Source organism: Stenotrophomonas sp. MH181796 (assembly GCF_009659995.1).
GTDB lineage: Bacteria > Pseudomonadota > Gammaproteobacteria > Xanthomonadales > Xanthomonadaceae > Stenotrophomonas > Stenotrophomonas riyadhensis.
Genome location: NZ_RAHU01000007.1, coordinates 218,912 through 229,957, shown reverse-complemented (window position 1 = coordinate 229,957; position 11,046 = coordinate 218,912). Strand labels below are relative to the sequence as shown.

The 11,046-nt window shown below is 67.8% G+C and carries 11 protein-coding genes; 6 read left to right on the top strand and 5 right to left on the bottom strand.

Translation table 11 applies throughout. The features are described 5' to 3' along the window. Positions 1 to 3: 3 nt before the first annotated feature. Complete coding sequence (locus D5301_RS18220; RefSeq protein ID WP_153856494.1) at positions 4 to 1,509, top strand: PepSY-associated TM helix domain-containing protein; 1,506 nt, start codon at positions 4 to 6, stop codon at positions 1,507 to 1,509. Between the two features lie 9 nt (positions 1,510 to 1,518). Here the strand turns inward: D5301_RS18220 and D5301_RS18215 are convergent, their stop codons facing one another. Further along, on the bottom strand, positions 1,519 to 2,652 hold the full coding sequence (locus tag D5301_RS18215) for an MFS transporter (protein ID WP_153856493.1): 1,134 nt from the start codon (positions 2,650 to 2,652) through the stop codon (positions 1,519 to 1,521). Between the two features lie 11 nt (positions 2,653 to 2,663). Beyond that, positions 2,664 to 3,440, bottom strand: a complete 777-nt coding sequence (locus D5301_RS18210; protein WP_153856492.1) for a DeoR/GlpR family DNA-binding transcription regulator — start codon at positions 3,438 to 3,440, stop codon at positions 2,664 to 2,666. A 159-nt stretch (positions 3,441 to 3,599) separates the two neighbouring features. On the opposite strand from D5301_RS18210, the gene smqnr reads away from it, so the two are divergent. Continuing rightward, positions 3,600 to 4,247, top strand: a complete 648-nt coding sequence (smqnr, locus tag D5301_RS18205; protein WP_121504026.1) for a SmQnr family pentapeptide repeat protein — start codon at positions 3,600 to 3,602, stop codon at positions 4,245 to 4,247. 3 nt (positions 4,248 to 4,250) lie between these two features. Here smqnr and D5301_RS18200 read toward each other — a convergent pair whose 3' ends face one another. Beyond that, positions 4,251 to 4,925, bottom strand: a complete 675-nt coding sequence (locus tag D5301_RS18200) for a class I SAM-dependent methyltransferase (RefSeq protein WP_110711356.1) — start codon at positions 4,923 to 4,925, stop codon at positions 4,251 to 4,253. Positions 4,926 to 5,012: 87 nt separating this feature from the next. Further along, positions 5,013 to 5,711 carry a glutathione S-transferase family protein gene (locus D5301_RS18195; RefSeq protein ID WP_153856491.1) on the bottom strand — a complete coding sequence of 233 codons (699 nt, stop codon included), beginning with the start codon at positions 5,709 to 5,711 and terminating at the stop codon, positions 5,013 to 5,015. Positions 5,712 to 5,811: 100 nt separating this feature from the next. Between D5301_RS18195 and D5301_RS18190 the strand changes: the two genes are divergently transcribed. Beyond that, positions 5,812 to 6,771 (top strand): LysR substrate-binding domain-containing protein, encoded by a 960-nt coding sequence (locus D5301_RS18190; protein ID WP_228756441.1) that lies wholly within the window; start codon positions 5,812 to 5,814, stop codon positions 6,769 to 6,771. On the opposite strand, the gene D5301_RS18185 is transcribed toward D5301_RS18190, so the two are convergent. Then, positions 6,710 to 8,089 (bottom strand): PLP-dependent aminotransferase family protein, encoded by a 1,380-nt coding sequence (locus D5301_RS18185; RefSeq protein WP_153856490.1) that lies wholly within the window; start codon positions 8,087 to 8,089, stop codon positions 6,710 to 6,712. The two genes, D5301_RS18190 and D5301_RS18185, sit on opposite strands and share 62 nt — an antisense overlap. A 130-nt stretch (positions 8,090 to 8,219) precedes the next feature. Here D5301_RS18185 and D5301_RS18180 point away from each other — a divergent pair, with 130 nt between their 5' ends. The 3 genes from D5301_RS18180 (at position 8,220) to D5301_RS18170 (ending at position 11,040) form a co-directional block, all read left to right on the top strand. Beyond that, on the top strand, positions 8,220 to 9,083 hold the full coding sequence (locus D5301_RS18180; protein WP_101765038.1) for a DMT family transporter: 864 nt from the start codon (positions 8,220 to 8,222) through the stop codon (positions 9,081 to 9,083). A 158-nt stretch (positions 9,084 to 9,241) separates the two neighbouring features. Next, complete coding sequence (locus D5301_RS18175) at positions 9,242 to 10,123, top strand: SDR family oxidoreductase (protein WP_153856489.1); 882 nt, start codon at positions 9,242 to 9,244, stop codon at positions 10,121 to 10,123. A gap of 38 nt (positions 10,124 to 10,161) precedes the next feature. Beyond that, a complete protein-coding gene (locus tag D5301_RS18170; protein ID WP_153856488.1) occupies positions 10,162 to 11,040 on the top strand; it encodes a LysR family transcriptional regulator in 879 nt (292 codons plus the stop codon). The last annotated feature ends 6 nt before the right edge of the window (positions 11,041 to 11,046 follow it).

The following is an 11,046-nucleotide window of genomic DNA, read 5'->3' as shown; positions in this document are numbered from 1 at the left end:
ACCATGTCGCTGCGATCCACTGGCAAGCGTTGGACCTATCTGGTGCATCGCTGGCTGGGCATTGGTGGGTGCCTGCTGATGCTGCTGTGGTTCGTCAGCGGCATGGTGATGCTGTTCATCGGCTACCCGAAGCTGACGCCGGGTGAGCGTCTGGCGGCGTTGCCGGTGCTGGCTGATGCCCGCGATCTGCAAGGGCTGTCGGTACTGCCGGCGGCGGTGCAGGCCGAGCCGGAAAGTGTGGCCCTGACCACGCTGCGTGGCGAGCCTGCGTATGTTGTGCGCAATGGTCGCAACGTGGGTGCCTGGTCGGCGTATACCGGCCAGGCCCTGCTGCCGGTGTCGGCACAGCGTGCCGAAGCATCCGCCGCACAGTTCGCGGGCGGCCCAGCCTTCGTCGGCGCGACGCGCGTGGACGAGGACCGCTGGACGCATTCGCGTGCGCTGGACGCGCATCGGCCGCTGTACCGGGTGGAGGTGGGGGGCGCGAAGCCCGGTGACCTGTATGTGTCTTCGCACACTGGCGAAGTGGTGCTGGACGCGCCGCATGTACAGCAGCGCTGGAACTATGTGGGCGCCTGGCTGCATTGGCTGTACTTCCTGCGCATGCAGTCGGTGGACCCGGTGTGGACGTGGGTCGTGATCGTGTTGTCCGCGCTGTGCACGGTGGCGGCGGTCAGCGGCATCGTGGTCGGTGTGTGGCGCTGGCGTTTCCGTGGGCGCTACCGATCCGGTGCGAAGACACCGTACGTGGAACCGTGGATGCGCTGGCACCATCTGATTGGGCTGATGGCTGCGGCCTTCGTGTTCACCTGGATCTTCAGCGGGCTGATGTCGATGAATCCGTTGGGGGTCTTCAGCAGCACGCGTGAAGCGATTGACAGCGGACGCTATCGTGGCGGTACGGTGGCGGTGGATCGCGCACTGGGCGAGCCGGCGACACTTCTGGCCGCCGCCGATGCCGAGCGCTTCCTGCCGGTGGAAATCCAGTGGCGACGGATCGGTGGCGAGCTGTTCGCGGTGCTGCTGGATGGGAAAGGCGATACCCGCATCGTGTCCGGCAACGATGGGCATCTGCAGGTTGCGCGATTGCTGTCGGCCGCGTGGCTGCAGCAGAAGGTGCGGGCGCTGTCCGATGCGCCGATGCAGGGTTTCGTGGTGCAGCGTGCAGCGGACGCCTACTTCTATCCGCGTGCACCGGAAGCCATGAACGGGGCGGCAGTACGGCGCTTCCCGGTGGCGGTGGCGGATTTCGGCGATGCCGAGGCCACGCGCGTCTACCTCGACTTGGCCACCGGCGATCCGTTGCTGACAATGGGGCACCGTGAGCGCGTGGGGCGCTGGCTGTTCTACTTCCTGCACAGCTGGGACCTGCCGGCGATGCTGCGCCAGGAAGGTGCCCGGCTGGCTGTGTTGCTGCTGCTGAGCGCTGCTGGCACCGCGCTGTGTGCCACGGCGACGGTGATCGGCTATCGGCGATTGCAGATGAAGCTGAGACGCCGGCGGCGCTGAGGTCCTGGACTACACCCGCAGCCAACGCGTGGACACCGCCACCAGCAACAGGGCCGTGGCCACGCCGATGAACGCAGCGATCAGGCCGAAATGGTTGGCGGCGAAGCCGATCAAGGCCGGCCCGGCAAGGATGCCGGCAAAGCCCAGTGTGGACACCGCGGTGATCGCCAGCGCACCCGGCATGCGGGTCTGGTGGCCAGCCAGTGAGAACAGTGCCGGTGCGATGTTGGCGCAGCCGAGGCCGACCAGCACATAGCCCACCAACGACGCCTGCCACGGCGTGACCAGGGTCAGCACCAGCACGCCCGCGGCGGCGAGCAGCCCGCCGAACACGATTGCGCGCTGTCGTCCCACGCGCGCCACCAGTGCGTCGCCGAACAGGCGCGCCACGGTCATGGTCAGGGTGAAGGTCACATAGCCGATGCCGGCAAGGCTGGCATCGACGCGACGCACATCGCTGAGGAACACCGCACTCCAGTCCAGCATCGCACCTTCACCGAGGAAGGCGACGAAGGCGAGTACGCCGATGAACAGCACGATGCCGTGGGGCAGGGCCAGCATCGGTGTGCCGTGAGGCATGCGTTCGCTGTGCCAGTACGGCGCCGACAGCAGCATCACCAGCAGCATGGCGCCAACGCCGATCAGCACCGATGCCAGTGGCGGCAGCTGTGCGGACAACAGCACGGTCATGGTGGCCGCGCCGAGGAAGCCACCGATGCTGAAGAAGGCATGGAAGCCGGACATCATCACCCGCCGTGCTTCGCGCTCGACGATGACCGCCTGCACGTTCATCGTGCAGTCCATCGCGCCCACGGCCGCACCGAACGCGAACAGCACCAGGCCCAGCGTCCACGCCGAACCGGCCAGGGCCAGGCCGGGCACGCTCAGGCAGATCAGCAGGCTGCTGGCCACCATCACCCGCCGGCAGCCGAGGCGCGCGGCCAGTACGCCGGATAACGGCATCGCCAGCAGTGAACCGGCACCGAGGCAGAGCAGCACCAGCCCCAGCGTGGCGTCATTGATCCCGGTGCGCGCTTTGGCGAATGGCACCAGGGTGGCCCACAACGCAGTGGCGAAGCCGGGAATGAAGAACGCAGCGCGGGTCGCGTGCTGTTCGGCACGCGCGCGGTTGGCAAGGGACATGAGCGGTACGGTCAGGGCGGAGTGGGGTGCACCGAGATACCGGCGGCGCGGAAGCGAGCCGCCAGTGCGGGCGGTGCGGTGGTGGTCAGCACCAGGTCGTCGATCTCGTCCAAGCTGGCGATCTGCCAGTTGCCGCGCGCACCGAGTTTTTCGGTGGTCGCGGCGACGATGACGCGGCTGCTGCAGGCCACCATTGCGCGCTTCAGCGTGGCTTCTTCCGCATCCATCGCCCACACGCCGGTGTCGCCGTCCACTGCACATGGGCCGGGCAGGTATACGTCGGCGCGCAGGCGCTGCACCTGCGCCAACGCTTCAGCGCCGACCGCGCCGCCACCGCTGGCCAGGCGGCCGCCGATCAGCTGTACTGAAGTGCCTTCGAGCATGCTGGCTGCGGTGGCGATCTGCGGGGCATTGGTGATCACCGTCAGCCCGAGAGCGGCCGGCAGCTGCTGGGCGATCGCCAGGTTGGTTGATCCAGCATCAAGCAGCACCACCTGCCCGGGTTGCAGCAGCGCGCAGACGCGGGCGGCCAGTTCTGCCTTGTCGCCGCGGTCGCGGGTCAGGCGCTCGCGCAGCGGGCGCTCCTTGGGCGGCGGCAGCACGGCGCCGCCGTAGACACGCTGGCACAGGCCTTGCGCGGCCAGTTCGCGCAGGTCACGGCGGATCGAATCTTCGGAGACGGCATAGCGGCGCGCCAGTTCGGCGGCGACCACGCGACCCTGCTGGCGCAGTTCCTCGAGGATCTGCTGGGTCCGCTGGGCGGGGAGGGGGCTGGGATCGGAGCTCATGACGCAAGTCTGCACATTCGTGCATTAACGTGCAACAACGTGCATTTGGCGGGCGTGGCCACAGACCGGCTGGACTGCCGGTGAACCCGACCGCGCCAGCGTCTATGGATCGCCCTCGCGGCCCGGCATCATGGCGGGGCCCCTGGCATGGAATCCACGATGTCCCCCACCGTTCACCGCAAGCTGCGCATCGGCGCAGACCAGTACACCGGCCAGAAGGTGGTCGACCAGCAGTTCCACGAATGCGATTTCTCCGGCGCGGACCTGACCGCCACCGAGTTCATCAACTGCAGCTTCTACGACGCTGAAAACCGCGCCGGTTGCCGCTTCAACGGCGCCACATTGAAGGAAGCCAGCTTCCGTAGTTGCGACATCAGCATGTGCCACTTCAGTTTCATCAAGGCGCTGGGCCTGGAGATCAGCGAGTGCCGTGCGCAGGGCGCGGACTTCAGCAACGCCAGCTTCATGAATCAGATCACCACGCGCAGCTGGTTCTGCAGTGCCTTCATCAAGAAGTCGAACCTGCGCTACGCGAACTTCTCGCGGGTCACGCTGGAGAAGTGCGAGCTGTGGGAGAACCGCTGGGATGGCGCGAATGTGAGCGGTGCCAGTTTCGCCGGCTCGGATCTGTCCGGTGGCCAGTTCGAGGGGATCGACTGGAACAGCGCCAACTTCACCGACTGCAACCTGACCAACTCCGAGCTGGGCGAGCTGGACCTGCGCAGCACCAACCTGCGTGGCGCCACGCTGGACGTGCAGCAGGTGGCGCTGTTGATGCAGCGCATCGGCATCACGGTGGTGCCGTAGGCATCAACCGGCGTACGCCACCCAGCCCTTGAAGCTGAAGCCGGCATAGAACAGCTCCACACCATCGAAGCCGGCCTCCTGCAGCAGTGCGACCTCCTGCTCGGGTGCCAGCAGCGGCAACCTCTCGGCAATGGCGTTGATCGCGCGCTGCGCATCGGCGTGGGCAACCCCCGAGGCTTCGGCGAACGCCGCGTAGCGCTGCAACCAGCGCAGCTTGCCGGCCGGGTCCTGTGGCACGCTGTGGTGCGCCACCACCAGCGGCGCGCCGGGTTGCAGGCGCCGGTGCAGTCCGCGCAGCGTGTGCAGGCGCTGCCCGGCATCGAGGAAGTGCAGGGTCAGCAGGCAGCTGGCGCCGTCGAAGCGCGCATCGGGTGCATCGTCGATATAGCCTTCCAGCAACTGCACGCGCGACATCAGCGGACCCAGTGTCTGCTCGGCCAGGGCCAGCATCGGCGCAGCCGGGTCCACGCCCAGCAACTGCCAGCCCGGCTGCGCCTCGGCGAAGGCCTTCAGCTCCAGCCCACCACCGGCACCCAGCACCAGCACGCGGCCCTGCGCGGGAACACGTTCGGCCAGCAGCAGCCGGCTCATCTGCTGCAGGGCGAGGAAACCCGGCACCTGGCGCAGCGGCGCTTCGGCATAGCGGGCCACGGCCTGCGGATCGGAGAACGTGGACATGCGCGGATTCCTGCGGCGGGCGACATACCACTGTAGCGCGGCGCGCAAGAGGCATTGCGCGCCGCTGCCTCACGGGCAGGACAGGGCTCAGTCCGCTGCGGCCTCAAGCACGTCTTCCAGCCGCACTTCGCCGAGGAATCCACCGCTGCTGGTTGCCGGCTGCTGCGCTTCGATGGCGTGGGCGAACTGCACGCCGGCGTCGTCCTGCAGGCGCTCGAACAACTGCTGCACCCTTGGGAACCCGCGACGATCGACCACCTGGTGATAGTCGTTCCAGCGCGCGATGCCTGCGAAGTAGGCATCGGCAAAGCTGCGCTGTTCGCCCAGCAGCCACGGGCCCGTGCCGATCATCTGCTCCAGCGCCTGATGGGCGTGGCGCACCTTGGTCGTGCCATAGGCACGCAGCGCCTCGCCTTCATCGCCTTCCGCATGCTCCAGTGCGTGCCAGAGCGGCGCGTAGGCACCGAAGAAACTGGTGTTGAGATAGGCCAGCCGATGGTTGAGGCGATCGAAGCCGGAGGTGCCCTGTGTGAAGCCCAGCCCCTGTGCGATGCCCTTCGCGGCCAGGTGGTTGAGGATGGCCAGGCTTTCGCTGAGCAGCTCGCCCTGCGCGGTTCGCAGCGTCGGGGTTTCGCCCAGTGGATTGAGGCGGCGGTAGTCTTCGCCCTGCACCTGGCCGGGCATGTCGATGCGGCACAGGTGATACGGCTGGCGCAGCCACTCCAGCGCAACGATGGAGCCGAACGAGCAGCCCGAGGGCACGCCGTAGAAGAGGGTCGGGGGCATGGCAGGTTTCCGGTTCGAGCCGCGACGCGGCGGGTGAGGAAAGCGTGCCAGCATGGACATTGCGGCTGAAGCCGTCCAAATGGCATCCTGAAGTCCACAAATGTGGACGTTGCGCATGCTCAACCTCAACGATCTGGCCCTGTTCGTGACTGCGGTGGAGCAGGGCGGTTTCGCCGCAGGCGGGCGCCATCTGGGCCTGCCGCGCTCGACCCTGAGCAAGCGCGTGGCGCTGCTGGAAGAACAGCTCCAGGTGCGGCTGCTGCAACGCAGTTCGCGCCGCTTCGCATTGACCGAGGTCGGTCAGGAGTTCTTTGAGCGCGCACGCGCAGCGTTGTCCGAGGTCGAGGCCGCCGAGGCCATCGTCCGCGACCGCCAGGCCGAACCCAGCGGCACCGTACGCATCAGCGCTTCGATTCCGGTGGTACAGGGCGAGCTCGCCGCGTGCCTGCCTGCACTGGCCCGCCGCTATCCACGGCTGCGCATCGAAGTTGAAGTAAGTGATCGCTTCATCGATCTGGCTCAGGAGGGCATCGACATCGCCCTGCGCAGCCACTTCGGTCCGCTGCCGGATTCCGGGTTGGTGCAGCGCTCGCTGGGTAGCGAGCGCATCGTGCTGGTGGCGTCCCCTGGCTATCTGGCAGCCGCGCCGGCAGTGGATACGCCCGAGCAGCTACGTGCGCATGCCGGCCTGCTGACCGCGCGCCATGCAACGCGCTGGACGCTGCACGGCCCCGACGCCCGCACCGTGCAGGTGGAGCCGCAGGTGGCGCTGGTCGGCAATGAATCGCAGCTGCTGATCGCGGCGGCCGAAGCGGGTCTTGGCATCACCGTGTTGCCACACAGCCTGCGTGCCGCAGCCCTTGCCGCCGGCCGCCTGCAGCAGGTGCTGCCGGCGTGGCATGCCGGCGAAGTGACCACCAGCGTGCTGCTGCCGCATCGTCGCGGCCAGTTGCCTGGCGTGCGCGTGGTGGTGGATGCGCTGGTCGCGCATTACCAGCTCAACGCAGCGCGCGCGCCAGTACCTGCCAGATCCTCGGGTCCTGGCACTGCGAAACGTTGAAACGTACATAGTCGGCCGCGCGCTGCGATTGGCTGAACGCGTTGCCCGGCGCCAGCACGATGCCCTCGCGCAGGCATTGCCGCGCCAGTGCAGCGGCATCGCGGCCATCGGGTAGCTGGCACCACAGGAACAGCCCGGCTTCCGGCTGCAGCCACGGCGTGATGCCCAGCGTCTGCAGCTTGCGCAGCGTGTGCCGGCGCGCATCGGCCAGGCGCGAACGTACCGACTGCATGTGGCGGCGGTAGCCACTGTCGGTCAGCGCGATGTGCATCAACTGCATCGCCAGATGGCCGCCGCCGAAACTGGTGGCCAGCTTCAGATCGGTCAGCGCCTCGATCCACTCAGGGCGAGCGGCCACGTAGCCACAGCGCGAAGCCGCCGACAGCGTCTTGGAGAAACTGCCGACGTGGATCACCCGCGACAGCCCATCGAGCGCGGCCAGCCGCGGCGCTGGCTGCAGTTCGAAGTCGGCGAAGATGTCGTCCTCGACGATGATCAGTTCGCTGCGTTCGGCCAGGCCCAGCAGGCGGTGTGCGGTGCTCGCGGAAAGCACCGCGCCGGTCGGGTTGTGCAGGCCGGAGTTGGTGATGTACAGCCGTGGCGAATGCGCTTGCAGGGCCTGGGCGAAGGCGTCCAGGTCGGGACCGGTGTGTGTGTACGGCACGCCCACTGCCTGCACCTGGTGTGCCTTCAGCAACGCGTGGTAGTTGAAGTAACTGGGGTCGTCCACCAGCACGCAGTCGCCGGGTTTGAGCAGGAAGCGGCAGATCAGGTCGACCGCGTGCGTCCCGGATTCGGTCAGCAGGATCTGCTCCATCGGCGCATCGATGCCCAGCGCGGTAGCGCGTCGCTGCAGCAGCTGGCGTAGCGGCGGCAGGCCCAGCGGGCCGGCATAGTCGACCAGATGCGCGGCGTCGACGCGTGCCAGCCGACGCAGGCCCCGGCGCATGCCGTCCTGGTACAGCCAGTCGCTGGGCATCCAGCCGCAGCCCGGCTTGAGATGGCCGGCCGGTGTTTCCAGCGATTGCCGCGACACCCACAGCGGGTCCACGGCGCGATCCAGCCGGGGTTCCATTTCAGCCAGCGCGAGCGGTGCGACCGGCCCGCTGACGTAGAAGCCCGAGCCCGCGCGCGCGCTGATCACACCCTCGGCGGCCAGGCGCTCGTAGGCCTCGACCACGGTGGAGACCGATACCCCCATTGCCGCCGCCTGCGCCCGTACCGAAGGCAGGCGCGAGCCGGGGCCATCGACCCGCGCGTTGATGCGGGTGCGTACCGCCTGGATGACGGATTCGATGCGGGTCAGGGGGCGTGGCATGGCGGACTGTATTGGAAGTGTGGGCAGTACAGTTACTTGGGACTGTACTGGATTGTAGCTGGGGTGACGGGGGCACAGGTGCTCTCATGGAAATCCCGCCGGGACCGCCCGGCATTGCAGGAGTACAGGCGTGGAACGGTCGGCGAGTGGTTGGATCAATGGCTTCATCGGTGTGGTGATTTTCGCGGGCTCGTTGCCGGCCACCCGCCTGGCGGTGCTTGAACTGGATGCCGGGTTCGTCACCGCCGCACGCGCCACCATCGCCGCTGTGCTCGGCCTGGGGCTGCTGTTGCTGCTGCGCCAGCCGTGGCCGCGCCGCAGTGACCTGCCAGGCCTGGTGGTGGTCAGCCTCGGCGTGGTGGTCGGCTTTCCACTGCTGACCGCGCTCGCCCTGCGCCACGCCTCATCCGCACACACCATCGTGTTTGTCGGCCTGCTGCCACTGAGCACCGCGATATTCGGCGTGCTGCGCGGCGGCGAGCGGCCGCGTCCTGCCTTCTGGCTGTTCTCGTTGCTGGGCAGTGCCTGCGTGGTCGGCTATGCGGTGCGCAACGGCATCGAGGCCTCGCTGCAGGCCGACCTGCTGATGCTGGCGGCGATCGTGGCGTGCGGGCTGGGCTATGCCGAGGGCGGTCGGCTCGCCCGTCATCTTGGCGGTTGGCAGGTGATCAGCTGGGCGCTGCTGCTGGCGTTGCCGGTGATGCTGCCGCTGACAGTGCTGATGCGCCCGGCCTCGTTCGCCGCCGTCGGTGCGTCGGCGTGGTGGGCACTGGGCTACGTGGCAGTGTTCAGCATGCTGGTCGGCTTCCTGTTCTGGTACCGCGGCCTGGCGCAGGGCGGCATCGCCGCCGTCGGCCAGCTGCAGCTGCTGCAACCGTTCTTTGGCCTGGCCCTGGCTGCGCTGCTGCTGCACGAATCGGTCAGCCTCAGCATGGTGCTGGTGACCGTGGTCGCGGTGATCTGCGTCGCCGGCGCACGCCGCTTCAGCCGCTGAACGAAAAAGGGGACGGAGGGGATTAAGTCGTAACTGGCCACACTGTGCCTGAAACGACTTAATCCCCTCCGTCCCCTTTTCGGCGATAGCGTGGGCGTATCGTGGTGGGCGGCGAACGGTATTGGCCGCCGTCGCGGCGCGTGGCGGAAGCTGTGCGCATGAAGCCGATCTCGCGTATTTCCTTCGAAGGCCAGGTGGGCCTGGTGACCGGTGCTGCCGGTGGTCTGGGCCTGGCCTACAGCCGCTTGCTGGCCGAGCGTGGTGCGCACGTGATGATGCATGACATCGGTGCTGGCACCGACGGCCGTGGTGCCGATCCGCTGCGCATTGTGCGCAGCGTCGAGGCGCTGCAGATGCAGGGCCTGTCAGTGCAGGCCGCGAGCAGCCCGATTGACCATCGTGCAGGTTGCCATGCGCTGGTACAGGAGCTGCTGCACCAACATGGCCGCATCGACTTCCTGATCCATAACGCCGGCTGGGTCGGGTACCAGGCACTGGAAGCGATCGAGGACGACGCGCTGGAGCAGATGCTGTGCCTGGCCGCGAAGACGCCCTTGTGGTTGGCACAGGCGGCGTGGCCGGCGATGCGCGCGGCGGGCGGAGGGCGCATCGTCATCACCACGTCCGATCGCGCGCTGTATCCGCAGTACGCACAGCGCGGGCTGTCTGCGTACGCGATGGCCAAACTGGCCGCGCTCGGTCTGGTCAATGTGCTGGCACTGGAAGGTGCCGAGTATGGCATCGTGGTCAATGCGGTTTCGCCGGTGGCGAAGACGCGGATGTGGGGCATCGAGGGTGAGCCGGATGAACTTCATCCGGATGCGGTCGCACAGGGCGTGGCCTTCCTGGCGTCCACGCGCTGCCAGCACGGCGGCTGGGTGCTGCGCGCAAGCAACGGCCAGTTCCACGCGCTGCGCCTGCAGGAGGCCGAGCATGTGGCGTACCCAAGGGATCTGCGCGCGGTCAGTGCCGACAGCATCGAGTCGGTGGCCCTGCAATGGCCGGCCATCGCCCGCGCCAGCGTGGACGTGCGCGGCTGAGGGCGTACCCTAGGCAGGTTTCCACTGCCTGCTTCGAGATGATCGACCTGCGCCTGCTTCGCCAGTATGTGGCCGTGGCCGAAGAACTGCATTTCCACCGCGCCGCAGCCCGCCTGCACATGTCGCAGCCACCGCTGACGGCGGCAATCCGACGGCTGGAAGATGAACTGGGCAGTGAACTGATCGTGCGCGGCAACCGCACCCTGGGCCTGACCGTGGCCGGGCAGACCTTGCTGGTGGAGGCGCGGGCAACGCTGCAGCAGGCCGAGCAGGCATTGCAGCGCACGCGCGAAGCCGCCGCCGGACAGTCCGGCAGCCTGCGCGTAGGCTATGTGGGCAGTGCCCTGTATGGTCGCCTGCCGGGCTTGATCCGCCGCTTCCGCCAGATCTACCCGCACGTTCAGCTGCATCTGCAGGAAGCCACATCACGCCAGCAGCAGCTGTGGTTGCGTGAGCAGCGCATCGACGTCGGCGTGCTGATCCCACCGATTCCCGCCGCTGAGCTGGTGCTGCACGACTTCGATTACGACCGCCTGGCGATTGCGCTGCCGCGTGCGCATGCGCTGGCCGATGCGGCGGAGGTCAGTGTGGCGATGCTGGTTGACGAGTCGTTCGTGTCGTGGCCGGCGGGTGAGGGCATCGGCTTCCACGCGCAGGTGCTGGGCCTGTGCACTGCGGCAGGATTCACCCCGCGCGTCGTGCAGGAAGCGCGGGGCATGCATGCGGTGCTGTCGCTGGTGGCGGTGGATGCTGGCGTGGCGATCGTGCCAGCCAGCATGGCCAGCTTCCGTTCGCAGGAAATCGCTTATCGCCTGCTGGCCGATGAAGCAACGCGCTTCGCGCTGCAGTTCTGCACGCGCCCGGAAGCTCCGGCGCCGGTGCTGCGCAATTTCCTGGACGTTGCCAGCGCAAGCTGATCCCGT